A 26,507-nucleotide genomic window follows, 5' to 3' on the forward strand; every position below is an offset into this window, starting at 1 on the left:
GGAAAATATGAGCGGGATCGATTTAGAAAAAATAAAAGAAGAAACTATCGGCGCCTTAACCGAACTCCTTGAAGCCTCATCCTTAAAAGCCGGGGACATACTGGTCTTAGGATGCAGCACAAGCGAGGTTTCGGGAGGAGTTATCGGTAAGGCCTCAAATGAAGAAGCCGGAAGGACAATAGTTTCCGCCCTGCTTTCAATCCTTGAACCCAAGGGAATCTTTTTGGCCGTTCAAGGCTGCGAGCACATAAACCGTGCCCTCGTCATCGAAAAGGAGGCACAAGAAAAATACGGCTTTGAGGAGGTGTCGGTAGTTCCGGCCCTTCACGCAGGAGGAGCCGCCTCCCTCGCAGCCTACACTCTTTTTAAGGCCCCCGTCATGATAGAGCACGTAACAGCCCATGCAGGCATTGACATAGGAGACACCGAAATAGGAATGCATGTAAAGTTTGTGCAAGTCCCCGTAAGGCTTAAAACCAAGCTCATAGGCTCGGCAAGACTCACAGCCCTCAAAAGCCGCCCCAAACTAATCGGAGGCGCAAGGGCTGTGTATGAAAATTAAATAAACAGACTAGCTCTTTTCTCCCGAATACGAAAGACCTTCTTCTGCATATTTTTTTAGCTGACTTGCGGCGAGTTTTTGGTTTGTGATAACCGAAGGGCCGCCTATACAGCCGCCTTCGCAGGCCATAACTTCTACAAGGTTTGGCGTAGACGAATCGTGAGAAAGCTCTCCGCTTTGAATCTTTCCATAAGAGGCAAGCTGTTTCATTCCTTCCTTATTAAGACCGTTTATAAGTACGGGGCGAAGGTTTTCAGGCTTTTTAAGGCGGACTCTTACAGCTTCGGCAACTCCGCCTGAGGCTGCAAAGCCTCTTCCCGACGAGGTCGGAGTTATTGTTCCGGGCAGGGCATCTTCCTTGGTAATGTCTATCTCCTTGGCGGTCAGCAAGGCTCCCAATTCTTCTATCGACAAAACATAGTCTACAAACTCATCTTCCAAACCCTCCCTCCTCTTTGCAAGGCAGGGGCCTATAAAGACTGTAACACAGTCCGGGTCTTCTTTTTTTGCCAATTCTGCAGTATAGTGCATCGGGCTTCTTGTATCCGAAATACATGGAACAAGGGCAGGAACGTGTTTTCTTACGGCCCTGACATAGGCGGGGCAGCAGGAGGTGGTCATTAAGATATGGCCGTGCTCCATTCTCTCTTCAAATTCTAAAGCCTCTCGGTCGGCCGTTATGTCGGCTCCTATAGCTACCTCCCAAACCTTGTTGAAGCCGGCCTTTTTTAAGGCGGATTCAAGCTGCCCGGGAACGGCCTTAAACTGGGCTGCAACAGCAGGCGCATAGAGGGCAGAAACCGTCTTCCCGCTCATTAGATGCTTTATGACATCCACAATCTGTCCCTTATCCATCATAGCACCGAAGGGACATTCCCTCATGCAGTTTCCGCAAAAGATACATTTATGATAGTCGATTCTTTCTTTGCCGTTTTCGTCCTTTGAGATGGCACCGACAGGACAGGATTCTTCACAAGGAACGGGAATTTTTATAACGGCATGGTAGGGGCAGTTTTTTAAACAGATACCGCAGTTTATGCACTTTTCTTCATCGATACGGGCCCTTCCTCCCGAAATTGCTATTGCAGTTTTGGGGCAGTTCATCATACAGGGACGGGCAACGCAGGCCTGACAAGCGTTTGTAATCATAAATTTGCTTTTTACGCAGGCATTACAAGCCTCATCCAAAACGGTGAGCATGGGCCATGTCGGTTTTTTTCTTTCCAAGGCTTCTTTTGCAAATTCCGCCAAGGTCTTCTCTTCATCATAGTTTTCCAATGAACAACCGAGTCTTGCAATTACACGATGGCGCATTATTTCCCTGTCATGAAAAATACAGCATCTTATAGGCGTACTGTTTCGCGGAACCATTTCCCTCGGAATATAGTGTACCCCCTCTTCAAGTTTTCCTTCAAGCTGAAGTTTTGCAATGCGGACAAGGATTTCTCTTTTGATATTTGATGTGTTATTATTTATGTTAAGCATACTCTCCCCTAAGATTTAAAAAGGCACGATAAATGTATATAAAAAAATATCTATATAGTCAAGGGGGAAGAAATAACCTGTACATAGAAAATCGAAAAATAACTTGACAAAAATTAAAAAAAAGGTAAACTTATACTAATAGCAACTTTCCATAATTTATGAATTGGTTTTACTTAAGGAGTTGAAAAAATGGTTTTATTTAAAAATTATATAAAACTAATAATTCTTATTTTACTTTTAAACCTCCCCATCTATTCCTATACCTTTGAGCTTGAACCTTATTGGTCCTTGGGCGATGTAAAACTTGGAGGGCTTTTCCAAGCCAAAAAACCTAAGGCAGCCTTCAATCTGAATATTTCTGCCTTTAAATTTTATTTTAAAGATTTGGATTCCGGCTTTAACTTATCCTTGAGTCCTTTTTATATGGATATAAAAGGAGGCAATAACGAAATAGAAAATATCAATGGAGACTCCGCTCAAAGAGCAATTTTTCTAAAACACGGCCTTTTTATAATGTCGCTGCTAAATGCGGAATTAAGCTATAATACCTTAAATTCCATATCAGATACCTTTGAACTCAATCTTTTTACAAGTATTCATGCCGCCGATCCCGTAATCATTTCAAGGTTCCAAATAAATGCAGGTTTGGAGTTTGCAATTACAAAAGAAATCTATCCCTTTGCCGGGAGAAAATATCCTCTAAAATCAAAACTTGTAAGTGCAAGAACAGGTTTTAGATATGCCGATAGGAAGCCCCTTTTCTTTTGCGATATAGGCTTTGACCTAGGCTCCCTTTTGTTTATTTTTAAAGGCGACTACGAAAAAGCAAAAGAGAAAGCTCAAAAAGAAACGGTGAAGGATGTGTTTGATAGGGAGTAATCCGGAAATAGGACGATTAGTAGAAAGTTATTTGAGACGATTATGATATACCGGTTTAATCTTTCTTTAATAAAAAACTATCACAGTAATTCTCAACGAATAAGAGTTTTAACAGAAGACTGGGTGTTAAGAAATTTTAACTGCCCCATTTGCGGTAAATCAAAAATCGAGGCATACCCAAATAACTATCCGGCCGGAGATTTTTTTTGTAAAAACTGTAAATCTGATTTTGAGCTAAAAAGCAAAGAAAGCTCTTCCGGAAAACTCCCGAACATAATTACGGACGGAGCCTACACAACAATGATTGAAAGAATTACATCTTCCAAAAATCCAAATTTTCTTTTTCTGACATATAAGGACTATGAGGTTTCAAATTTCATTTTAATACCGAATCATTTTTTTACTCCTTCCATTATTTTAAAACGAAGACCTCTATCAAATAAGGCAAGACGAGCAGGATGGGTAGGATGCAATATAGATATTTCCCATATTCCCGACTCAGGAAAAATATTTATAATAAAAAATCAAATAAAAACAGATCCCAAAGAAATAATAACAAAATATTCAAAAATCAAAGCTCTAAAAAAGAAAAATATTGAATCCAGAGGCTGGCTGCTTGATACAATAACCTGTATCGAAAAAATAAATTCACCGGAATTTTCCTTAGATCAAATATATGCCTTTGAAGAAGAGTTAAAATTAAAGCATCCTGAAAATAACTTTATCAAAGACAAACTAAGACAGCAGCTTCAATATTTAAGGGATAAGGGTTTTATACAATTTTTAGGAAGAGGAAACTACAAAAAATTATAAAATTCCCCGCCCCTTGCTCATTGCCCCTTATTCTGATATACTCAAAATTCAAAACATCAGTGCCTTATTTTGGAGGAAAAGATGAACATACTGCTTATCGGATCGGGAGGAAGGGAACACGCTATAGCTTTAAAGCTAAAAGAATCCCCCTCGCTCGGTAAACTTTTTATAGCGCCCGGAAATGGGGGGACGGCTCTTTTGGGGGAAAATGTTCCGATAAAGGCCGAAAATATCGAAGGTCTTGCCGATTTTACTCTTTGCTCTTCAATAGACCTTGTAATTGCAGGGCCTGAGGTTCCCCTATGTTTAGGCCTCGAAGACCTCATAAAGACAAGAGCAAAAGAGCAAAACAAAAAAATTGCCTTTTTTGGGCCTTCAAAGGCTTGTGCCCGATTGGAAGCGTCCAAAGATTTTTCAAAAGAAATGATGAGCCTCCTCTCAATTCCTACTGCAAGATATTCATCCTTTACCGATTTTCAAAAAGCAAAAGAATATATTGAGGGCTTGAACTATCCCTTTGTTATCAAGGCAGACGGCCTTGCTGCAGGAAAGGGAGTTATCCTACCCTCCTCAAAGGAAGAAGGAATAGCCGAGCTTAAAAATATAATGGTAAAAAAACAATTCGGTTCATCGGGCGACAAGGTCGTTATAGAAGAACGCCTTGAAGGAGAAGAAGTTTCCATCCTCGCCTTTTCGGACGGAGAAAAAATAGCCGTAATGCCGCCCTCTCAAGATCACAAGCGCTTAAAGGACAATGATGAGGGACCCAACACAGGCGGAATGGGCGCATACGCCCCTGCCCCAATTTGTTCATACGAGACGGCTCAAAAATATGCAGAGCTTACGATTCTTCCTATTATAAAAGAAATGAAAAAGAGGGGCACCCCCTACATCGGAGTCCTCTATGCAGGCCTCATGCTCACGAAGGAAGGTAATGGCTTTGCCCCCAAGGTGCTTGAATATAACTGCCGTTTCGGCGATCCGGAAACTCAGGTTTTGATGCAGCTTTTTGACGGAGACCTCGCCTTAACTATGAAGTCTTGCGCGGAAGGAAGACTCGAAACGGCAATGCCCAAATGGAAGGAAGGCTATGCGGCAACGGTAGTCCTTGCAAGCGAGGGCTACCCTCTTTCCTCATCAAAGCCTGTAGAATTGTCCGCTCCCGAACTGGAAAGCTCGTCTGATGTGAGCGTAATACATGCGGGCACAGCCCTTCAAGACGGAAAAATTTTTACCGCAGGCGGAAGGGTTCTTTGCATAAGCTCAAACGATAAGAGCTTAAAAAGGGCCATGGATAAGATCTATGCAAAAATAAAAACCATAAACTTTCCCGGGGTGCAGTACAGAAAAGATATTGCAAAACGCGGACTCGAACATTTAAAATAAGCTTAAAATAAGCGTTTAAATAAATATAAAATAAAAAGGAAAAAAGAAAATGAACGAAACAAAAGATAAAAGCCAAGAGCAATCAAAAGACAAGAGCTCAGTTTACAGCGCCTCAGGCGTAAACATTGATGCAGGAAACGAAGCTGTCCGCCTTATGAGTCAAGCAGTTAAGTCAACCTTTAATAAATCCGTGCTTTCGGATGTGGGCTCCTTCGGAGGGCTTTTCGGCACCGAAGAGCTTTTTAAAATGAAAAAGCCCGTCTTAGTAGGTTCCACAGACGGCGTCGGTACAAAGGTGAAGATTGCAGCAGAGGCCGGTATCTATACAACAATAGGCCAGGATATAGTCAACCACTGCATTGACGACATCCTCGTGCAGGGAGCAAAGCCCCTCTTCTTTTTGGACTATGTTGCAAGCTCAAAGTTGGATCCTCAAATGATTGCCGACATAGTGGGAGGCATGGCAAAGGCTTGTAAAGAATCCGGCTGTGCCCTCATAGGAGGCGAAACTGCTGAAATGCCCGGCGTTTACATGGAGGGAGAATTCGATATAGCCGGAACCATTGTCGGAGCAGTAGACCAAGAAAAAATTCTTCCCAAACAGAACATAAAAGAAGGAGATATCCTCATCGGTCTTGCCTCGGCCAGTCCACATACAAACGGCTACTCCTTGATTAGAACAGCCTTTAAGGGCATAGATCTTAATACGGTTTACCCCGAATTAAAGGCCCCCTTGCATGAGGTTCTTCTAAAACCTCACCGCTCCTATCTTAATGCAATCTATCCGATTTTGCAGGAGCATCCCGAAATCGTAAAAGGCCTCGCCCATATCACGGGAGGCGGCTTTATCGAAAACATTCCGCGGGTTATTCCCGAAGGACTGGTTATAAAGGTCAAAAAAGGATCATGGCCCGTGCCGCCCCTTTATCCTCTAATCCAAAAGCTGACAGGAGCAAGCGAGGATGAAATGTACAGGGTCTTCAATATGGGTATCGGAATGATAGCCGTTGTTTCCCCCGACATGGCCGAAAAATACCGCTCCCTTGTCGGAGAAGACTCATGGATAATCGGCAGGTTGGAAAAGGCTCAAAATCCTCAAGCCAAGGCCGAAACCGTTTTAGAATAATTTTAAAATCAAAAATTAGATTATACCTGTTAAAACAAAGAGCCTTTTCTGCCGATAATGAACTGATATGAACTCGATATGCTTACCGCGAAAAATCGAAATCGGCGGAAAAGGACAGGTTAAAAAACTTACTCTTGGAGGATCTTCCCCAATCTTACTTCAAACCATGTGGAAAGAAAGCCTATTGGGTGCGGATCTCTATGCTATTGCAAAAAGACTAAACGAGTTCGAACAATTAGGCTGCGATCTTGTACGTTTCGCAGTTCCCGACATGGATTCTGCGGAACAATTTGTAAAACTTACCCGATTGACTACGATGCCCCTTGTGGCGGATATTCATTTTGATTATAAGCTGGCTCTGCGCTGTATGGACGGGGACACTGCAAAAATACGCATCAATCCGGGCAACATCGGTTCAAAAGAAAAGACCGAAGCGGTTATACAAAAAGCAAAGGATACGGGAACGGCAATACGAATAGGAGTAAACTCAGGCTCACTTCCTTCCGCCTTAAAAAAACAAATAGAAGAAATAAAATCGAAACAGAACCTCAGTACAGATAAAAAAACCTTTGAAGATGAGATTTCCGCTTTAAGAGCCGAGGCCTTAACGGAAGCTGCAGCACAGGAAATAGAAATCTTTGATAAAGCCGGTTTTAAAGATGCCGTAGTGTCGATGAAGGCTTCCAATGTATGGGAAACGGTTAGAGCAAACGAAATCTTTGCTAAAAAATTTGATAATCCCCTTCATCTGGGTGTTACCGAGGCAGGCCCCTTGATTCAGGGCATTGTAAAAAGCACGATAGCCTTTTACCGGCTTTTGGAGCAAAACATAGGAAGCACCATAAGAGTAAGCCTTTCCGACTCTTGTGAAAATGAAATTATAGCCGGAAGGGAGATATTAACCGAGTGCGGTAAAAGGCAGGGCGGAATAAGACTCGTATCCTGCCCGAGATGCGGAAGAAAGGGCTTTGATGTTCAAGGCTTTGTAAAACGCTGGCAGACAAGACTCTTATCAGAAAAAAAAGACATAAGCATTGCAGTGATGGGCTGTGTGGTAAACGGCCCCGGAGAAGGCAAACACGCAGACCTTGGAATTACCGGAGCCGAAGACTCCGTTATTATATTTAAACACGGATCAATTACTAAGCGGTTGGATTTAAAAAATTTAACCGAAGAAGAAAAAATTGAGGCAGTAGATAAGGCCTTTAATGAGGAGCTTCAAAGTTTATGAAAAAACAATTAAAAACTATTTTTATTGTATTATGTATTTTTTATTTTTACTCAACCATTTTTTGTCTGGAAGCAGTGGATAAAAACGAAAGGCCTTGGCATCTTTTAGAACAGGCAAAAATTCAAATTGAAAAAGGAGAGTTCGGTCTGGCTCTTCACTTAACAAATAAGGCACGAGATCTTCATAAGGCACAAATAGAAGAAAAATACAATTATATGTTCAATGCCTTAAAGCCGAAAAGAGTAAAACTCGAGGGAGATAACATTTCGGACGTCTATGCAATCTTAAATAAGAGAGAAGACTATGATGCATGTAAAATCTTGGATGATATTTTTTTAACTCATCCGCCGGTATTTTTTGATAAGTCTATCTCAAAATTAATGTCATGGCTCGAAAAACGAAAAGCCCTTCCTGAAACCGATTTTATGGCAGGTCAAATTTACTTTGCCGAAGGAGATTATGAACAAGCCATGCACTATTATAAGGAAGCATGGAATGCACGCATGTTTTTGGAAATTCCTGATGAGCGCTTCAATATAATCTACGCACTTGCCGACACATCAAAGCTTTTGCGTAAGTACGACGAACAGGAAAAATACCTTTTGCTTGTTTTAACCGAGGACCCGATATACGGAACCACAAATTTAGAAAGCGATGCCCTTCAAGCGATGATCAAAACAATAACCTCAGAAAAAACAACGGAAAAATTCTTTTTGTTGTACAGAAACCGTAATCCGATAGCCTTAAAAGCCTACATGGATTTAACGGACATATATTTGGAAGCCGGCAAAACAAGAAGATCTCTTGCAACTGCTGTTTTAGCTTCCATAATAGCAATAACAAATCTTGATGATGTTATCTCCAAAGATGACTATAATTACGAATATACGGAATTTGCAAGTCTACTTCATAAACTTAACCGAAAACCTGAGATAATACTGTGGGCCGAAAAACAAAATTTTTGGAGGTCCTTTATGAATCTTGCAGATGCTCTTTCAAAAAACGGAAATTTTGAACAAGCATCTTATCTTTATTCAAAATTAGCCGAGTCAATTCCTTCAATAAAATATGCACAAGAAGCCTTATATAAGAAAGAACAGCTAAACAAAAAATCGTTATAAGAGTAAATATTTAACGGCAAGTTTCAATTATAATTTTTAAGAAAAATTATAATTGAAGCGGTCTAAAAAAGGTTTATTATCTTTCAGGTTTTTAGAAAAATTTTCCATTAACTCGGCTGTTATTTCTATAGAGTTATTGTAAAGAGAAAAAAGTTTTTTATTTGTAATTTCACTTTTAGCATGATCAGCCGCTCTGATAATGTGTCCCTGTAAAAAATCGTAAAGACCTAAAATCTTAATTAAAAAAAGTTTTAAGCCTTGAGAGAATTTTGTAGGTGCATAAAAAAAACGTTTTCCCATTTTAAATGTTCGGAATGAGCGTAAAATATCTTCTTTTGCCATTGAGGGCAGAAGACATCTGTAAATATTTGCAACGGCTTCAGCTTCTTTTTCACTTATATCTATATAATCATGAGCCTTATACCTAAAAGGATGGAAACCATCCTGCTTTAATAAAAATTTTTCAAATTCCATTTCGATCTCGGCATGATCCCTTTTCATTTCTACGACCATGTCATTTACATAGGGATGACAGCAGCTGTCCAAACCGAAGTGACCTATAAAGCCCATGATATATGAAAATTCATCGGTTTTCGGTTCAATTTTTATCTTGGTTAATACAGAATCAAAAAAATCAGTGCAATTTTTATTATGGATATCCTTTGCAAGCTGCAAAACAAGATTATTATTCTTTTTAAAGGGCTTATGAAAATACAAAAAATCAGGCCCCTGTAAACCGAGATTATATAAATTTTTATTTGAAATTCCGCCGGCAATTTCCGGAGACAATAGAGCAAAAACCCTTTGTCCATGCATATAATGTGCGTAAAAATCAGGCATAAGAACCTCCGATATATAAAATACAAGTTCTCTATATTTTATATATCGGATATCCTGTAAATATTCTTACATTTTTATTTAAAGATTAGGCTACCTATATCCTCCGTTGTGTTTGAGTTCCTTAAAAAGACTTATAACTATCAAAATTATGATAATCCCTAAAGGAAAGGCTGCTATAATCGAAAGGCTTTGAAGCTGGTTTAAATTAGTTCCCACAAGAATCAAGGCAGCCGGCAGCATTATAAAAACTATAGCCCAAAAAGCCCTTAAGCCCTTTTTAGGTTCTGCATGCTTCTCCAAGTTGGTTTGTGAATAGGACGCTATTACCAAAGTAATTGCATCAAAGGTACTCGAATAAAAGGCTATCATAGTAATTATCAAAACGCCCAAAACAATTTTTGCATATGGAAGAGTGTTAAGAATTTGCAAAATAACTTGAGAAGCCTCCATTTCTTTTATGGCTGAAGCAGCATCTAAAATTCCGTGAGCTTGTAAATGAAGCCCGTAATTTCCGAGTATTATAAAAGAGCAATAGGTTCCGGCTATGCCGCAGATAAGCCCGCCTATTATGGTGTTCTTTATTGTGCGGCCCTCGGAAATTGTTCCGATAAAAAATGGAGTTGCAACAAACCATGCTATCCAGTAGGCCCAATAAAATATTGTCCAGTTTTGAGGGAATCCGGCTCCGCCTTCTCCCGAAATACGCAAAGGGTCCATCCATGTGGACATAGAAAAAAAGTTTTGTATAACCTTTCCAATGCCGGTTATACTTGTTTCGATTATATAGATTTTAGGCGAAGCTATAAAGACAAGGCCGAGAAGAACACAAAAAGACACGACCGAAATTTTTGCAAGTTGGGAAATTCCTCTTAGCCCCAATAAAACGGCAGCCGTGTATACAGCCGCTATTATAAGAAGAATGGAAAGGGTTAAAATCTTTCCTTGCGGAATACCAAAAATAGTGGACACAGCTAAGGACAAAAGAGGAGTCGCAAGCGAAAAGGTTGTGGCAGTTCCTGCCAATAAGCCTATTACGGAAAAAACATCTATCATCTTTCCTACAGGCCCGTCAATCTTATCCCCAAAAATCGGGCGGCAGCTTTCCGACAGTTTTTGCTTCGTTCTTCCCCTTACATGAAGCATGTAGGCAAAGGCGACGGCAGGAACTATATGAAAGGCCCACGGAGTTATGCCCCAATGGAATAAGGGGTAGGCAGCTGCCCAATCCTGTCTTTCCGCAAGAGAAAGGGAAGATAGGCCAAAAGGACTTTCGCCAAAATAGTATGCCCACTCTATAAGCGACCAATAAAGAATATCGGCGGCCATAGTCGAGGTAAAAATCATGGAACCCCATGCAAAATTTCCGTAACGAGGTTTTTCCATGTTTCCAAGTTTTACAGTACCGAAACGGGAAAAGGCTAAACCTATGGCCGTAAAAACAAGGCCCAAACCAAGCAGTATATAAAAAAAGCCCAGTTTATTTACAAAAACATACCACAAGGCATCAACCGCCTGCATCGATTCTACCGGAAAAAATAAAACTAATACAGTCAAACATATTATTACCGCAAGGGGTAATACGGTTATAAGCCAGTCAATTTCATTTTTATCCTTTAATTCAAGCGACTTTACGCCTAATTCATCTTCAGTGTTCATTATCCATAATCTCCTTTACTTTTTTATAATAATCCTTTGCATATCGGTACATCTTCAAACCGTAATCCCCAAAGCTGACACCCAAGGCCTCCTTATAGCAAGTCCAAAGAGCCCATAAAAAACCTGAAAGAGCGACATAACAATAAATACGTATTCTTTCCTCTTTTTTTACAGGTCTTTCAAAATAAATTTCCATTAAGTTCTCAAGTTCTTTGTTATCGTAATAAGCGTATATGGAAAACATAGCCAAATCTATAAGAGGATCGCACATAGCAGCATATTCCCAGTCAATTAAATGGACATCTTCTCCATTGATTATAAAATTGTCGGGAACAAGATCTATATGGCTTAAAACCTGAGGTTTCTCCATCTTTTCGACTATTTCCAAAAGCTCATTCATCAAGAGCCTGACCTCATGGTAATCATGATAGAAAATACCGTTTTTTTCGTTTGCAATTTTTTCGTAATAATCCATACGTTCACGGAGATCAAAGGAATGATCCACCTTTAAACCGGATTCATGCAGACGGCGGGCAACCTTCATACATTTTTTTAAATCTTCAGGACTGCGGGCATCGGCATTATGAGAATTCGGAATAAACTTGGTTATCTTCACCCCTTTTTCGGGATCAAAGTAAATAATTGAGTCACTTAAATTTAAGCTGGAAATCGCCTTGTAAACCTCATACTCTTCTTTTCTGTTGATAAGGGCTTCGGTCCCCTCTCCCGGTATTCTAAAAATATATTCTTCACCTTCAAATTCAAACAAAAAAGATTTGTTTGTCATTCCGAATTTTAAGGGCTTTAGATTTGTTATGCTGTGCTCAGGACGTTTAAAAACAGTTGAGATAAGTTCAAGCCATTTATCATGGGATGAAAGGAGATAGGATGAATCGAATAGGCGGATATCGTCAAGAGATTCAAATTCATAAACCTGATGCTCTCCCTGTTTGTTTGCAAACATGGTAAGCTCTTTGATATTCCGCATATAAACATCTTCCCAGTACCAATCATCGGTATCATCCCTTTCATAGGCTTCTTCAATCAAGGGGCGTATCTTTTCGGAAAATTCTTTTGAAAAATAAACAGGGCCGTACATAACCCAGCCGTTTCGGCCTCCGACCTTTACATCCATAATTTTATCGTGTAAGCCTGTTTTTAAAATCCACTCATTTGTCTTGCCGCTTACCTTAACGGCAGAATACCATGAATCATACTCATGGGAATGATACATGTTCTCCCTAAGCCAATTATCGCTTGAAAGAATATAGGTGCTTTTAAGTTTCTCTCTTACATGATAAAGGGTGGAAAGATTATTTTTACTCTTAAAATCGGGATTATATACGAGCTTTACACCGTACTTATCTATCAAATATTCAAAGGTTTCCTTTAGATAGCCTACAACTATGGTTATATCGTTAATACCGGCAGCATTGAGCTGTTCAATCTGCCTTTCTATCATCCTTTCCCCAAAAACTTCCAGCAAGCCCTTAGGAGTTGCATAGGTTAATGGAACAAAGCGTGAACCGAAACCGGCAGCCATAACTATAGCATTATCAACCCTGCACTCTTCAAAGGCTTTTAAAGCCTTCTCGGTAAGCCGCTTTTTTCCAAAAGGAGGAACCCCTTCGGTATATAAAAAACCGTCATGCTCCATATCGAATAAAATTTTATTTACATAGGCTAAGGATATTTTTAATCTTTTTGCAACATCTCTTTGCGAAATATCCATATCTTTTTGCATGAGTTTTATAATTTGAAAATATCTTCTTTTCATACCTTACATTATACAAAAATAGCGTTCAAAGTCAAGTATTAAATTGCAAAAAAGTGAACATTATTTGTAATACGGCATATGCAAATATTTTCATTACATATAGAAGATTATAAAAGTACTTTATTTTTATATATGAATATCTTGACAAGTTGTAATTTTGATTGTATAGTTAGACCGCTTGTTTTTAACAAGTTTATATCGCTATATGCGTAAAAGGAGTGTAATCGCACTATGGAACAATTTTTACAAAATCTTACAAGCCTGGTTTCTTCGGCTAACGGATTTATTTGGGGAGTTTACTTCCTCATTCCGCTTCTATGCGGTACCGGTTTGTTCTTTACAATCCGGTTAGGAGGAGTACAGTTTACAAAATTCGGAAGCGGCTGGAAACGCCTCTTCAGCAACTTTTCATTAAGCGGAAAAGAAGCCGGAAAGCACGGTATGAGTTCTTTCCAGGCTGTTGCAACAGCTATTGCCGCACAGGTAGGAACCGGAAACCTCGTAGGTGCTATGACAGCCCTCATCATGGGCGGTCCCGGAGCTATTTTCTGGATGTGGCTTGCAGCCCTCGCAGGTATGGCAACAAACTTTGCAGAAGCTGCCATCGCTCAAATTTACAAGACAAAGGATGATTCCGGTCAGACAGTAGGAGGTCCTGCCTACTACATTTCCGAAGGCTTAAAAAATAAGGTTGGAGAAGGCTTTGCAAAATTCCTTGCAGGTTTCTTTGCCATAGCAATTATTCTTGCTCTCGGATTTATGGGCAACATGGTTCAAGCCAACTCTATTTCCGATGCCTTCCAAAACGCCTTCCACGTTCCCACATGGATTACCGGTGCAGTTCTTGCAGTTATCGCGGGTGTTATCTTCATGGGCGGTGTTAAGCGAATTGCTTCGGTTACCGAAAAAGTAGTTCCCCTTATGGCTATTGTTTACATTGTAGTAGGTCTTATAGTTGTTATCATCAATGCAGGACAAATCCCCTCAATGTTTGCTATGATCTTCAAGGGAGCTTTTGACCCGAAGGCTGTTTGGGGCGGAGCCCTCGGCTTCGGAATGGGAAGAGCCGTACGATACGGTGTTGCCCGAGGTCTTTTCTCTAACGAAGCAGGTATGGGTTCTACACCTCATGCTCACGCAGTTGCTGACGTAAAACACCCGGTAGAACAGGGCGTTTTAGGTATTGTTGCAGTATTTATTGATACCTTCATCGTTTTAAACGTTACAGTATTCACCGTCTTGAGCTCAGGCGTTGTAAAGTTTGAAGGAAGCGAGCCCACAATGAAGGGAATTAAGCTTGTACAAGAAGCTTTCTCACAGCACTTGTTCGGCTCCACATTCGGATATCTCTTTATTGCTATCTGTCTTCTTTTCTTTGCCTTCTCAACAATCATCGGCTGGTACTACTTCGGTGAAACAAACATAAGATACCTATTCGGAACAAAGGGACTTATCCCATATCAGCTCCTAGTAGTTATCTTTATCTTTATCGGAAGCTTGCTTAAGATCGATTTGGTTTGGGAATTGACAGACTTCTTTAACGGAATTATGGTTATACCGAACCTTATAGCCTTGCTCTTATTAAGCGGAACCGTTGCTAAGATCTTAAAAGATTACAACAAGGGTCTCCCCTACGACGCAAGCCAGTATAAATAAGCACTAAAAAAGGGCAGCTTAAGCTGCCCTTTTATATTTACTTTTATTTTCCAAAATACACAAGATATGCAAAAAGATTCACAAACTAATCAAAGACTTATTATTACAAATAACCCCAAGGTTAAGACCTTCTATGAAGAAGATAGGACAGGTTTAAAAAACCGCTATGAGCTTAAATTTTTGGACTCAAGAGACGAGGTTTTTCAAAAAGTAAGGGATTTGATTCATTCAAACTGGAAACTTTTAAACCATGCCATGGCAGGAAACATTCCCCTTCATAAACACCCGTATAGAAGCATGGCGTTGGAACAACAGGAAAATCTTGATACAAACTCTCTTATTTTGTGGGAATCGGCAATGGAACGAGTAAAAAGAGGTAAAACACCCCCTTACCCCGATGATGTCTTAGAAGACTTCCAAGAATTGGACTACAACTTGTTTTCAGGTTCGGTAAAATTTTAAAAAATCTTCTAAATTCATTACAAGCTTTTTGGTGAATTTAGAAGAAGAGCCACGAACCGACATCATCTATTATTTTTGTTAAAATCATTACATGTATTTCTTGTTTTTCAGATTCTATATAGGTCTTCCATGAGTCATGAGTATATTGTTTATTTATTCTTGAACGCAATAGAAGAGCCTTTTCTTTTATTTCTTCTTCAGTCAATTGAGAGTAAGCTTGTAAAACGTTAACAACAAAATATGTACTTAGACACTTAATTAGAGGATTTTTTGCCGAATCAGATATCTTAGCGAATGAAGCTGCACTTTTTTCATAATTTTTCATCATTTGAAGGGAAAGGGCCGAATAAAATACAATCCATTCACTTGCCGTTGTTTTTAAAACAGGTAAAGACGATGTAAATTCAAAAACATCCTGATAATTCCCCGAAATCATCTTAGCCGCAGCAAATTTCGGCCCCAATTTTGATACATAACTTGGTTTATTATCTTTTAAAAAGTCACAAAACTTATTCATTGAAGCAAAATCGCCTAAAAGAAGAAGAGATTCGGCTAAAAGGCGCGAATTTTTATAGGTAATTCTTTTTTTTGTGTAAATTTTAGTCTCAAGCAAAGAAGCCAAAGAGGACCAGTCTTCAGATTCAATATATTTGATCAGGAGTCTGTTTTTTAAGAACATTATATTTACAAACAAAATCAGAATCAAAAATACAGGACCAAAGAACCAGTTAGTCTTCCAAAATTCCCGCATAAAAGAACCGTCAGCATAAAACAAAGGAAGAAAAAAAACGGTAAATAATAGCAAAATTAGGACGATATTAAAAATAATAAATAGTACTTTTAATTTCATATAAAATCCTTTATAATGGTATATATATATTGTACTACAGGAGAGCAAATAAGTGAATACCTATAATGCAGAACATACAAAAGATTTATCATTTTTTAATAAAAATGTTTATTTGGATAAAAAATTTTTGCTTTTAATCCCGGAAACACCTTTGACGGCCGAGCTGAAGGCTATTTTAAACGAATGGGATTTTTCTCTCCTATATTCTGACGGAGAACCTTCAAGTTTTATGAGCGTAAGAACGGATACTTCCGCAGGTAAGGATGTTCTGGACTCAAGCAAGGAAAACGAAATGATTTCCGAAAAGTTAAAAAAACAAAAGGAAATTATGGAAGAAACGGAAAATAAATTCTGGGATTTCTTGAGATTTACGGATAAAATTTTTACCGATTATACAATGAAAAAGATTTTGGATCCCCGTTTTGTTTTTGATAAAATAAAAGAGCTCTGCGATTTTGTAAAAAACGATAGAAAAAACATCCTTCTAATCGAAATGCAAAAATACAGCTCTCCGACAAACTATTTGGTCATGCACTCGCTGCGCTCTTCAATTTTTGCCATCATTATAGGAATTCAGCTTAAAATGCCGCCTCATAGGCTCATAGAGCTTGGTGCAGCCTGTCTTTTACACGAAATAGGCATGTTCAGACTTCCGCCTCAATATTATATGTATGATGCCCCCTTAAGCGAGGAAGGAAAAAAGGCCTTATTTACACATCCTGTTCTATCTTATAATATTTTAAAAACATCTTCCTTTTCTTTACCCGTATGTTTAGGAGTTTTGGAGCATCACGAAAGAGAAAACGGACACGGATATCCGCGGGGCTTGACAAAAGAAAAAATTTCAATGTACGGTAAAATAATAGCCGTTGCATGTTCGTATGAGGCTGCTACATCTCCGCGTCCTTACAAGGAAGCTCAAGATGCTTCTTCAGGCATCGTGGAAATGATAAAGAATACGAACGGACAATATGATGAAACCATTTTAAAGGCCCTTCTTTATTCTCTATCCTTCTATCCTGTCGGAATGTATGTTCATCTTTCTAACGGAAAAATTGCAAAGGTAATAGATGTCAATCCCGATGATCCCAGATTTCCTGTTGTACAGATCTACGGCCAAACAACTCCAACCGGGGACCCCGTTATTGTACAAACAAAGGCAAAAGAGATTACCGTAAAAAGGCAGTTATCAAAAGAAGAGCTAAAAAGTATTGACCGTAACTCAAGTTCCCTATTTTAGGATTACCCAGGTAGAACCTGTTCCTCCGTCTGCACCTTTAGGATGCCCGCTCTCTCCTGCCCTCTTATGCTTTTCAAGATATCTGCGGACAAAGGGGGCCAGAACGGCTCCTCCTCCTGAGTGGTTCCCCTTGCCGTGGATAATTAAAATTTTTTTTAAACAGCGGCGTATGGAATTTTCAAAAAACACATTTAAAGCGGCTTCGGCCTCATCACAGGTCATGCCGTGTAAGTCTATCTCATCCTCACAGCGCATCTCCCTCAAAATTTTACGCTGTCTTGCATAATCGACTGAGGCAGCCTCTTCTTGGGCATCCTTATCTTCTACGCCGTACCGCCTTAACCACATTTCCATAGGGTTTATCTTTTTTGAATTATCTTCTTTAGTCCTTATTGCTTGAGTCCCTTTATTCGAATTCTCGTCTTTTTTTATCTGCTTTTTTCCGTAGGGCTTTCCCGTAATTTTTTCCCACTCGTCCAAGATATCTCCGAAATTTTTACTCATACTTTCCATCCTAATCGCTTATAATAAATTCGCATCTTTTTTGCCAGCCGCCGGTACCGTCTTTTTTTTCGATAAAAAACCATTCGGAAGTTTTTTGTTTTATGATAACGGTCTCTCCAATTTCCAAGGAACTTACAACGGTTCCGCTTGTTTCCGGTATATGATAAAGTGAATAAGACTCATCATAGTTTAGCGGTCTATAAACAGCTCTTTCATATTGCCTTGAATACACAAAAATAAAGGCAGAGACCAAAACAATACTTAAAATTAAAACAAATTTAAATCCGATATTTTTCTTTTTAAACAAAATAAAATAGCTTGATAACAGCAATAAAATAAAAAATAAAAACCATAATATTTTTTTTAGGATTGCAGACCTAACGGAAAAGCTTTCTTTTAAATTAAGATCCTTTTCATATTCAAGTCTTTTATTTTTTATCTTTCCAGAAAAAAGCCGGCCGGCTTCCTTTGTACGCAGCTGTGCAATTAGTAAGGCCTTTTCTTTTTTTTGTTCAAAATTTTCTTTAGTATTTTTCAGCTTGCTTTGACGAACTTCGTTTTTATTGATGTCTAAGGCAAGGCTTAAACTTTCATAAGCTTTTTTTTCATCATCACTTATTTTTTTTTGTTCAAGGCTTCCCGCTATAACGGTCACCCTTTGCTCTCTAATATAAATTTTGCGGGAACCTTTCGATTCGGAAGCAATACTTATTTGCGGTACCGGAAGACCGACATCGCCGACTTTAAGAGGAGTCCACAAAAAATAAGAGACAGCCTTCCAGCCTGTTTCATTTATAATTGTATGCTCTATTTTAGAGCCGGCAAATTCTTTAATATTCCCGGCAGCTTCCAAAATGGAATATTCAGGAGCCTGACAGTGTATATCCAAGCCGGAAGCCCTGCCTTCGGTTTGAAAATAGTCATAAAAAAAGCCCATTAAAACGATGAGATATTTTTTTCCCTGTATAATGTTTTCTGCGGGGTAATAAGAAACAGCATCCAATATTTTCCATTTAAACATTGTATCCTTTGATAAGGCCGGAGGTTCAACCTGAATAGAAAAATTTTTAAGTTTAATTTGATAGTTTCCCAAGGACAAATACGGAATAAGTTCAAAGCTTCCTATTTTTTTTAATTTATATCTGTTTGTAATTAAAACGCCGCCGTATAATGAATTTATACCCGAATCCAAAAATTCCAGAACTTCATCATCATCCAAAATAATAAGTTTAGGTACATCCGATGATCTGTAAGAATATTCGTCCAATTTGATTTTTATTTCAAAAACGGAATCTATAGATAGAGGTCCGGAAGAAAACGAGAGCTCCATGTCTTCCTCTATTCCGGCATAGGTAAGGCACGGACAAAGAGAAAAAAGAAAAAAAAGAATCAATAATCGAATGCCTGAGGCTGCTTGTTTTCCTGCTCTTTCTTTTGCCATCGTTCTTTCTCCTTTTTTCGTATTAAATTTAAAATCGTCTTTTCAGATAAATTGTCTTCTTTATTTTCAATAACGGCGGGACCTTTGGAATTAGGAAGCTTATCTTTTTGCTTCTTTTGATAACGCATACTCAACTCAAAATTAATCTTGGCATCAACACTATCCGGTTTTAGTTCCAAAGATTTTTTAAAAAGCATTACCGCTTTTTCGTATTCATGACTTTTAAATGCTATTATTCCTTTTTGATAATAAATATAGGAATCCAATTTTTTATCAATATTTTCATCAATATTTTCAAAACGGGAAAGAGCCGAGGCATCTTCATTTTGCATAAGATAGATGGAACCTATTGCAAAATCCGAATAGTCTTTTACTCTCTCATCTTCAATCTCTTTACTTAGGTCTATCGCTTTAAAAAATTTTGATGCAGCCTTGTTCCAATCATTTTGTTTCCATGCAATATATCCCGAAAGAAAATTAAGCCGGGCCTTATCGATTTTACTGCATGAGGATATCAAAAGAATAAGGATGCTAATACAGATTATTTTATTTATTTTTACCATAAAAGGAAACTCCGCCCAAACATAAAAAAATAAAAGAAAGTAAAAGCATTTCAAAATTTCTTTTTACAGGTTCCTGTATATAAACCATTTTTTCTACTCCCTCTACACCGGTATCTATTATTTTTAAGATGCTTTCTATAGATCCTGAACTTAAAGCCGGGATATACATACTTTCACCGCCGGCTATACTTGCAGCCTTTTGTAAAAAAGCTTCTTCCAATCTTGCATCCTTTAACTGAGTATTTCCTTTTTCATCAAGGACACTGATCTTAATGTCTTCAAGGGTACCGAAGCCTGCAATAATAAGAACCGCATCCGTTTTTTTTATTTTTTCTGCAGCAAGTAAAAGAGAGCCGGATGTTTCCCCTCCGTCAGTGCATAAAACTATTATTTTTGAATTTCCCCTGTTTTCTCCAAAAGAATCCAAGGCCCTTAAAAGTCCGGCTTCAAGGTTAGTACCTGTGGAAGAAAGGATTATCGGAGACAGGGCATCTATTGCAGATGATAGGGCATTTTTTTCAAAGCTTAAGGGCACAGATAAAACGCCCTCCCCCTTTGTAATTACAAGCCCCGCTGCAAGCTCAGCCGATGTTTTATGCATTTTTTCGAGCAGGACCTTTAAAAATTGCCTTTGTACGGCAATACGGCTGGGCTGAATATCTTGAAGGTTCATACTTTTTGAAATATCGGAAACAAACATCACCGATACTCCTCTGCGCCTGACTGAAACAGGCTTAGAGCCCCAAAGGGGACAGGCCAAACCCAAAATCAAAAAAATCCATGCAGCAGAAAAAAACAGGGCTCTTATTTTAGCCTTTTTGATTATCTTTTTTGTGTTTTCCAAGCTTGAATAGGCCTTTTTTATCTTTTTTAAGTTTAGATAAAACACAAACCAAACAGGAAGTAAAAATAAGATAAAAAACAGGAAGACAGAATTTTCAAAACTTATCATATATATACCCTCATAAAAATTCTGCGTAAAAACCACACAAGCGCAAAGGAAAAAATCGCAGCCGATAAAAAGTATACATATAAATTCTCTTCGATAATCTGTGTAAAATTAGACTGAGCAGCAGGTACCTGCTTCGATATCGTATTAAATATACCTTCAAGTATTTCGGGTGAGGAGGCTGACGCATATTTTCCGTTCCCGTATTGAGCTATTTTTTTTAGCTCAAACTCATCGAACTTTGAAAAAATAGAGCCCGAGTAAGTCTTTCCCGTTTTTGGATCGGTATATTCCAAGGTAGTATATCCCGAATTTCCTATTCCTATAACATAAAAGCCTATATTTTTATTTACCAAAACCTCTGCCGCAGTTTTCGGATTTATTTCGCCCGTGTTATTTTCGCCGTCGGTAAGTAAGACAATGTATGAGGAATTTAACTTAGCCCTCGTCATATAGGCTGAAGAAACGGCAAGCCCCATGCCTATTGCAGTACCGTCTCCCAATTCTCCTATGCTCAAAGAATCAAGGCGGGATAAAAACACCTTATGATCGATTGTAGGAGGAAGAATCAAAGCAGCAGAACTTGAAAGAGCCGTCAAGCCGAAAGAATCCCCCGGATACTTTGCAACAAATTTCCTTATAATTTTTTTTGCACTTTCAATCCTTGTTTCTCCGTTCATATCCTTTGCTGCCATAGAAGGGCTTATGTCCAACAAAAACATAATAGAACTTCCAGAATCCGTATAAACCTGTTTGTTTTTAAAAATAACAGGTTCCGACAGGGCTATTATCAAAAGAATAATTCCGCAGTACCAAAGAAAATAAGATAAAAAATTCCCGAATTCCATAAGTTTATTTCTTTTAGGAAAAAAGCCCTTCCAATTAACCAAATTTAATTTTAACTCGGGGCTTGTAATAAGACCGCTTTTTTTTAATATAAAAAACAGGGGAAAAAATAAAATCAATAAAAACATAAGGGGATGGTTAAAACTAATCATTTGCATCCGCCTTGTATTTTAATTTTTCTTTTTGAGAGGAATTTATAATTTTTTGAATTTCGGATTCTGCTATTTTCATAAGTTTAAAAGTTTGATTTAAAAAATAAATGCTTTCCATTTCAAAATTTATTTCTTTTAGATCCGCATTTCCAAAACGGAGAGCTTGAAGCTTAAAAAAGATTTTTTCAAATTCAAAGTAAACTCCGTATGTCGTTTCAAACTTCCGTCTAAGGCTTTCCAAGATTTCCGAGTAGGTAAGACAGTCACCCTCTTCCGATTTTAACACCTTTTCAGATGAGGTCAAGCTGAAGCAATACTTTCTAAAAGCAAATTCAAATTTCTTTAACCAGTCCTTTCTTTTTGTAATTGGCTCAAGACTATCGGAAGAAGAAATGGAAGACACTTGCCGTTTTAATTTTCGCAAAGACTTACTCAAGGCCTTAATCCTTATTCTTTGAGCTCTCGAAAAAGAATAAACAAAAAAATGTTTCCGCACAGCAGAAAAAACCATTATCGAAGTAAAAATAAATACACCGCTTACGGAAGCTATAAGATAAAGCAGGTAACTTGTACCCGGAAGTAAAAGAGGAGGCCGCGGCGGCTGAATAACCTCAACCTTTGCCGTTTCCAATATTGAAGAAATAAAAACTTGAGGCATTGAGTCGTAAATACCGGCCTCGGTCAATGGAGGAAAAAAAATAGAACCCGTTTCCCATGGAGTAAAATTTATGGATATGTATTCTTTCTTTTCCTGTTTTTTAATTTGAATGGAAGTTATATCCATAAAAGTATTTTGGTTTATCTTATCAATCTTAAAAGAGCCGGACATCAGAACCGAAGGATCAAAAGATTGCAAGGCATCTATGGGAAATAAAAATTCTGCGGAGTCTCCCACAAAAACCTGTTGGGGGATTAAAATGCCTTCCATACATCCGCTCCCAACTTTGCTAAATTATTTTTTGAAATACGCTGATTGCTTTGCTTCGATAAAAAAAAGTCGCCCAATACTTTTACGGTATCTTCATTTACATCGAGTAAGACAGGATTTGCAAGGGAATGTTTACACGTATTTTCCCATCTCGATATTTCTTCAGTAAAATTTTTTTTATATTCCATCTGAAAAGTTTTAGAGCCCGTAGGCAAGAGCATCCTAAAATTATTTTCGGGATCTTTAAATCTTATCGAACCCGCTTCAGGTAAAAAAGAATCAATGGAACCGCTTATCCTAACGCACACAACATCATGTTTTGCGGCCAAGAGTCCAAGTTCCTTTTCATAGCCCTCAACCTTAAAATCCGAAATGATTATCACCAAGGAGCGTGACCGCAAAATCTTGGAAGCGGCCGTCATTGAAGAAGCAAGCCGTGTTCCCCTTACAGGTTTTCGGTTTTTGCAAAAGGCAAAATCTTCCATAGATTTTAATATGGCCAAAATATGCTCTTCTCCGGTCCGAGGAAGGAATAAGGGCCCCTTTTCTCCGTCAAAAAAAAGAGCTCCGACAGGGGAAAACATATGCCTCCCTGCAAAGGCTAGGAGGGCCGCCGTTTCGATAGCTTTTTCCTTAGGACTTATTTTATCGAGCCCCGGCTCCATCGAAAGCGAAAAATCCAAGCACATAAAAATGCTTAAATCCCTTTCTTCGCGGTACATCTTAACAAAGGTCTTACCGCTGCGTGCCGTAAGGTTCCAATCGATAGAACGCACATCATCCCCCGTCTCATACTCCCGCACCGAGTCAAATTCTATTCCTTGCCCCCGAAACGCCGAACTGAACCCGCCCGACCGTAAGCCTTCAGAAATCGAAAGAGAAGAGATCTTAAGCTGTTTTGCCCTTTCCGCGATAAAACCGGTTTTCATAAGTTTATATTTTAGTATTAAAACGAGTTTTATTCAAGATATGCAAAAACGGTATCGGCTGCGGCCGCTTAAACCGGCCGGAGAAACCATATCGGCCTCTTGATTTTTTTTAAAAAAAGGCCGAAAATATAAGGTATGAAGAAAGGGTTTATTATATTTTTATTTTTTGTTGTATCTTTTTGTTTTGCAGAGGAAGCCGCTCTTACAGGGGAAGCCCTTGCAGGTGAAAATGAACAGCCGCAGCTCGTGCCTGAGGTAAGGCCCGATAAAACGGGTTCCGAAAAAATAGAATTTTCCGAAAAGCCGCAAGACCTGCAAAAAAATGAGGACTTTGCCTTTCTATCTTTTTCGCTCCTTACAAGGGAAAGGTCTGTAATGATCAGTTGGAAAGCAAGGCCTGAGGGAAGAAATCTAATCCTTTACAGGTCGACAACGGCCTTTTCATCAATCACATCCCTTGCCGAAGCGGTTCCGATTGCAAACATAACCGATGACGGACTTCCCTTTTTCGACTACCCGATTCCCGGAATACCCTATTATTACGCTATTGCCGAAGAAAACGAAATAGCTTCAGGCAAGATTCAGTTTATAAACGGAATAAATACTATTAACAGCCCTATCGAAGTTTTCGGTTCTTCCGAAGAACAAGAGAAAAAACATATTGCCGTACAAAACCGCCCTATTCCTCTCCCCTTTTTAAACCCTTCAAGGCACACAAAAAAAAGGACGGAATTTTTTTCCTCTCAAACCGAAACCATTATAAACGCCCTTACGGCGGAAAAAAGGGATTTTAGGGAATTTATTATCTCTTCTCAAAGGCTTGAACCCTACATCTTTCCTGACGACAAAAAAACGCCTGACGGCGGTGAGGGTATGGAATTGCAAAGAATTCTGAATGAGCATTTTTATACAAAAAACTGGCAAAAATGCAAGGTTGAGCTCAGCAATTTTTTAAGAATACGCAGAACTTCCAGAGTTTCCGCAAGGACACATTTTTATATAGGGCAGACTCTCTTTTTCCAAAACCTCTATGACGAAGCCCTATTGGAATTTTTGACAGCCCAAGACCTTTATCCGTCTCAGGCAAAAGAATGGGCACATTATTGCCTTGTAGAGCTGGCGAATTTTCGCTAGCGAATTCTCCTAAGAAGTAAGAGTAACAAAGAATTTTTTTGGCCGGTATCCGTATAATCTTCAAGCGCTTTTTGTTTTGTCTCTTCGCTAAAAATAATTACGGAATCGCCTGCATTCATTCTATCATAGTAACCGTTTCTCTTTAAAATCCCCTCGGATAAATTTTCCTCCGACTTTGAAGGCTCAAAATAACCCAAGAGATCCGATGGGTCAAAGACCAAGCCTAAACCTTCTTTTTCGATGACCAAGCGGTCCTTTCGTATAACGGCAATTTTTAAATCCTTAAAATCCGAATCGTGCTTGCCGATATCGATGACAGCCTCATTTTGATAGCGGTTTATAAGCTTGCCTACAATGGGCATTGCCTCATTAAGCATTGAAGAAAGCCGTCTTATACCGTTTGAAAAGCGGTCATTGCCCGAACGGTAAACGGTAAATGTTTTTGCGGGAGAACCGGTACGCGAAACATAAAGCTCCAATATGATTTGAATATCCCTTCTGTTCTCTTTAAGCCTTATAATGCCGAAGTAGTCTTGATTTTCGGTACGCGATTTTTTTGAAGCCTCCCTGTAGGTTGCAGGCTTATCCGAATAAGAGGTGATTTTAAGTCCGGGATTATAAGAAAAAATGTCCGAGGTAAGGATTTGAGTTATGCGCTCGGCCTCAGGATGTAAAACATTCGAGCTTTCCATGGCGTAAAATAGGCCTATGGATATGTGGGCCTTATCCAAATAAAGAGGATCTATACGCCACTTTGATTGAATGGAACCTAAAAGATGCTTTTCATAGGCCTCAACTGCATCATTTACCCTTGTATTGCTCTTTGCTATGGACTGAATAAAGAGCATCTGCTCCAAATATCTTTCGGGATAGCCCAGACGGAGCAAGATACCGGCATAAGCCTCCCTGCTTTCGACATCATAAGGATATATTTTTAAGGTTCTCCTGTACTCATAGAGGGCCTTGTCCGTCATATTTCTGCGGGAAAAGCCGAGGGCTCTTTCTGCATGGTATTTTGAAAGCTCCATACGGAAGGAATCTTCAAAATTTAAATTTTCTATGGCGATTTCTTCTAAAAGACAGCGCATTATTTCGTCATCGGCATCCAAGGAAAGGCCTACCTTAGCGGCATTTATGGCCTCACCGTACCGTTCCAGCCGCCTTAAACTCAAGGTTTTTAAGTACCAGGCATCTGCTCTGTCTCTTTTTTTTGAAATCCTCATGTCCGAAATCTTTATAACTTCTTCATAACGTCTTTGTGCATATAGGATTGAAGCTAAAAGAGCATAGGCCTCATCATAATCTTCTTTTAGTTTAATAGCCGAATAAATACGGCCTTCTGCCTCTTCAAGCCTTCCGTCAAGGGAATTTAAATAGGCTGCAAAATAGTGAACTTGAGGCTTATCCCCATGGTATTTTAAGGCTCTTTTTATATAGTCTTCAGCCTGCTTAACATTTCCGGCCTCATAGCTTACGAGGGCTAAGGAAAGAAGGGCCTTTCTGTTTTCGCCCTGGCGCTGAAGGTTTTGCTTATACATCTCGGAAGCAAGATAGAGCTTTCCTTGGGAAACCTCTATTTCGGCCAAGCCGAAACGGGCTTCAGGATTGTTGGGATATTTTTTTAAGACTTGATTAAAAAGAGCTTTGGCTTCATCTATTTTCCCAAGGCCTACTAAAATAAACCCGTGGAGGTTTTGTAAATCGGGATCATCTTTTTTATATTTGCGCGCCGATTCTGCAAAGGATAAGGCCTGGTCATACTCATCGAGGGCATAAAAACATTCTGCAAGCCCTTGATATACCAAATTATAAGAGGGGTTTTCCTTTAAAGCGGATTGGTACATTTCGATAGCCCCATACCAATCTTCATTAGCCTGATATTCCGCACCTTTTTGATACAGGTCTGCAGGATTACAAAATAAAGAAGCTGAAAATAAAGCAATAAATATAAATCCGAAAAAAGGCTTTTTCATACAA

General features: G+C 39.0%; 24 protein-coding genes. 11 read left to right on the top strand and 13 right to left on the bottom strand.

The features are described 5' to 3' along the window. Positions 1 to 7 precede the first annotated feature (7 nt). Positions 8 to 562, top strand: a complete 555-nt coding sequence (locus E4O07_RS07130; protein WP_253684772.1) for a TIGR01440 family protein — start codon at positions 8 to 10, stop codon at positions 560 to 562. 9 nt (positions 563 to 571) lie between these two features. Here E4O07_RS07130 and E4O07_RS07135 read toward each other — a convergent pair whose 3' ends face one another. After that, the gene (locus E4O07_RS07135; protein ID WP_253684773.1) at positions 572 to 2,047 is read right to left on the bottom strand and encodes a 4Fe-4S dicluster domain-containing protein; all 1,476 of its coding nucleotides are present in this window, start codon (positions 2,045 to 2,047) and stop codon (positions 572 to 574) included. Positions 2,048 to 2,236: 189 nt separating this feature from the next. On the opposite strand from E4O07_RS07135, the gene E4O07_RS07140 reads away from it, so the two are divergent. The 6 genes from E4O07_RS07140 (at position 2,237) to E4O07_RS07165 (ending at position 8,603) form a co-directional block, all read left to right on the top strand. Beyond that, positions 2,237 to 2,926 carry a hypothetical protein gene (locus E4O07_RS07140; RefSeq protein WP_253684774.1) on the top strand — a complete coding sequence of 230 codons (690 nt, stop codon included), beginning with the start codon at positions 2,237 to 2,239 and terminating at the stop codon, positions 2,924 to 2,926. A 42-nt stretch (positions 2,927 to 2,968) separates the two neighbouring features. Next, complete coding sequence (locus E4O07_RS07145; protein WP_253684775.1) at positions 2,969 to 3,739, top strand: DpnI domain-containing protein; 771 nt, start codon at positions 2,969 to 2,971, stop codon at positions 3,737 to 3,739. Between the two features lie 81 nt (positions 3,740 to 3,820). After that, positions 3,821 to 5,125 (top strand): phosphoribosylamine--glycine ligase, encoded by a 1,305-nt coding sequence (gene purD / locus E4O07_RS07150; RefSeq protein ID WP_253684776.1) that lies wholly within the window; start codon positions 3,821 to 3,823, stop codon positions 5,123 to 5,125. A 49-nt stretch (positions 5,126 to 5,174) separates the two neighbouring features. Then, positions 5,175 to 6,251: a phosphoribosylformylglycinamidine cyclo-ligase gene (purM, locus tag E4O07_RS07155; protein WP_253684777.1), complete on the top strand. Its 1,077-nt coding sequence runs from the start codon at positions 5,175 to 5,177 to the stop codon at positions 6,249 to 6,251. A 67-nt stretch (positions 6,252 to 6,318) separates the two neighbouring features. Further along, a complete protein-coding gene (gene ispG / locus E4O07_RS07160) occupies positions 6,319 to 7,482 on the top strand; it encodes a (E)-4-hydroxy-3-methylbut-2-enyl-diphosphate synthase (protein WP_253684778.1) in 1,164 nt (387 codons plus the stop codon). Next, entirely contained in the window at positions 7,479 to 8,603 is a 1,125-nt protein-coding gene (locus E4O07_RS07165; protein WP_253684779.1) for a tetratricopeptide repeat protein, read from the top strand. The genes ispG and E4O07_RS07165 overlap by 4 nt, the downstream gene beginning before the upstream one ends. A gap of 36 nt (positions 8,604 to 8,639) precedes the next feature. Here the strand turns inward: E4O07_RS07165 and E4O07_RS07170 are convergent, their stop codons facing one another. The 3 genes from E4O07_RS07170 to E4O07_RS07180 form a co-directional block, all read right to left on the bottom strand. Continuing rightward, entirely contained in the window at positions 8,640 to 9,443 is an 804-nt protein-coding gene (locus tag E4O07_RS07170) for a zinc dependent phospholipase C family protein (RefSeq protein WP_253684780.1), read from the bottom strand. Between the two features lie 90 nt (positions 9,444 to 9,533). Further along, on the bottom strand, positions 9,534 to 11,099 hold the full coding sequence (locus tag E4O07_RS07175) for a BCCT family transporter (RefSeq protein ID WP_253684781.1): 1,566 nt from the start codon (positions 11,097 to 11,099) through the stop codon (positions 9,534 to 9,536). Then, on the bottom strand, positions 11,089 to 12,876 hold the full coding sequence (locus tag E4O07_RS07180; RefSeq protein WP_253684782.1) for a phosphotransferase: 1,788 nt from the start codon (positions 12,874 to 12,876) through the stop codon (positions 11,089 to 11,091). Before E4O07_RS07180 ends, E4O07_RS07175 begins: the two co-directional genes overlap by 11 nt. Positions 12,877 to 13,107: 231 nt before the next feature. Between E4O07_RS07180 and E4O07_RS07185 the strand changes: the two genes are divergently transcribed. Together E4O07_RS07185 and E4O07_RS07190 are read left to right on the top strand one after the other, a co-directional pair. Next, positions 13,108 to 14,532: an alanine/glycine:cation symporter family protein gene (locus E4O07_RS07185; protein ID WP_253684783.1), complete on the top strand. Its 1,425-nt coding sequence runs from the start codon at positions 13,108 to 13,110 to the stop codon at positions 14,530 to 14,532. A 66-nt stretch (positions 14,533 to 14,598) separates the two neighbouring features. Beyond that, positions 14,599 to 14,994, top strand: coding sequence for a GrdX family protein (locus E4O07_RS07190; protein WP_253684784.1), 396 nt, complete (start codon positions 14,599 to 14,601; stop codon positions 14,992 to 14,994). Positions 14,995 to 15,031: 37 nt separating this feature from the next. On the opposite strand, the gene E4O07_RS07195 is transcribed toward E4O07_RS07190, so the two are convergent. Next, complete coding sequence (locus tag E4O07_RS07195; RefSeq protein WP_253684785.1) at positions 15,032 to 15,844, bottom strand: hypothetical protein; 813 nt, start codon at positions 15,842 to 15,844, stop codon at positions 15,032 to 15,034. Positions 15,845 to 15,896: 52 nt separating this feature from the next. Between E4O07_RS07195 and E4O07_RS07200 the strand changes: the two genes are divergently transcribed. Beyond that, on the top strand, positions 15,897 to 17,084 hold the full coding sequence (locus E4O07_RS07200; RefSeq protein ID WP_253684786.1) for an HD-GYP domain-containing protein: 1,188 nt from the start codon (positions 15,897 to 15,899) through the stop codon (positions 17,082 to 17,084). Here E4O07_RS07200 and E4O07_RS07205 read toward each other — a convergent pair. Genes E4O07_RS07205 through E4O07_RS07235 form a run of 7 tightly spaced genes read right to left on the bottom strand, consistent with a single transcriptional unit; the run spans position 17,076 to position 23,396 of the window. Next, positions 17,076 to 17,588 carry a Smr/MutS family protein gene (locus E4O07_RS07205; protein WP_253684787.1) on the bottom strand — a complete coding sequence of 171 codons (513 nt, stop codon included), beginning with the start codon at positions 17,586 to 17,588 and terminating at the stop codon, positions 17,076 to 17,078. The two genes, E4O07_RS07200 and E4O07_RS07205, sit on opposite strands and share 9 nt — an antisense overlap. A gap of 10 nt (positions 17,589 to 17,598) precedes the next feature. Then, complete coding sequence (locus E4O07_RS07210) at positions 17,599 to 19,029, bottom strand: SH3 domain-containing protein (protein WP_253684788.1); 1,431 nt, start codon at positions 19,027 to 19,029, stop codon at positions 17,599 to 17,601. After that, a complete protein-coding gene (locus E4O07_RS07215; protein ID WP_253684789.1) occupies positions 18,978 to 19,592 on the bottom strand; it encodes a tetratricopeptide repeat protein in 615 nt (204 codons plus the stop codon). The genes E4O07_RS07210 and E4O07_RS07215 overlap by 52 nt, the downstream gene beginning before the upstream one ends. Further along, on the bottom strand, positions 19,576 to 20,544 hold the full coding sequence (locus E4O07_RS07220; protein WP_253684790.1) for a vWA domain-containing protein: 969 nt from the start codon (positions 20,542 to 20,544) through the stop codon (positions 19,576 to 19,578). The genes E4O07_RS07215 and E4O07_RS07220 overlap by 17 nt, the downstream gene beginning before the upstream one ends. Continuing rightward, positions 20,541 to 21,539: a VWA domain-containing protein gene (locus E4O07_RS07225; RefSeq protein WP_253684791.1), complete on the bottom strand. Its 999-nt coding sequence runs from the start codon at positions 21,537 to 21,539 to the stop codon at positions 20,541 to 20,543. Before E4O07_RS07225 ends, E4O07_RS07220 begins: the two co-directional genes overlap by 4 nt. Further along, entirely contained in the window at positions 21,532 to 22,467 is a 936-nt protein-coding gene (locus tag E4O07_RS07230) for a hypothetical protein (protein WP_253684792.1), read from the bottom strand. Before E4O07_RS07230 ends, E4O07_RS07225 begins: the two co-directional genes overlap by 8 nt. After that, positions 22,452 to 23,396 (bottom strand): DUF58 domain-containing protein, encoded by a 945-nt coding sequence (locus E4O07_RS07235; protein ID WP_253684793.1) that lies wholly within the window; start codon positions 23,394 to 23,396, stop codon positions 22,452 to 22,454. Before E4O07_RS07235 ends, E4O07_RS07230 begins: the two co-directional genes overlap by 16 nt. Positions 23,397 to 23,531: 135 nt before the next feature. Between E4O07_RS07235 and E4O07_RS07240 the strand changes: the two genes are divergently transcribed. Beyond that, positions 23,532 to 24,530 (top strand): tetratricopeptide repeat protein, encoded by a 999-nt coding sequence (locus E4O07_RS07240; RefSeq protein ID WP_253684794.1) that lies wholly within the window; start codon positions 23,532 to 23,534, stop codon positions 24,528 to 24,530. Here the strand turns inward: E4O07_RS07240 and E4O07_RS07245 are convergent. Beyond that, positions 24,527 to 26,503 carry a tetratricopeptide repeat protein gene (locus tag E4O07_RS07245; protein ID WP_253684795.1) on the bottom strand — a complete coding sequence of 659 codons (1,977 nt, stop codon included), beginning with the start codon at positions 26,501 to 26,503 and terminating at the stop codon, positions 24,527 to 24,529. The two genes, E4O07_RS07240 and E4O07_RS07245, sit on opposite strands and share 4 nt — an antisense overlap. Positions 26,504 to 26,507: the final 4 nt, after the last annotated feature.

It is taken from the genome of Treponema sp. OMZ 798 (assembly GCF_024181385.1).
GTDB lineage: Bacteria > Spirochaetota > Spirochaetia > Treponematales > Treponemataceae > Treponema_B.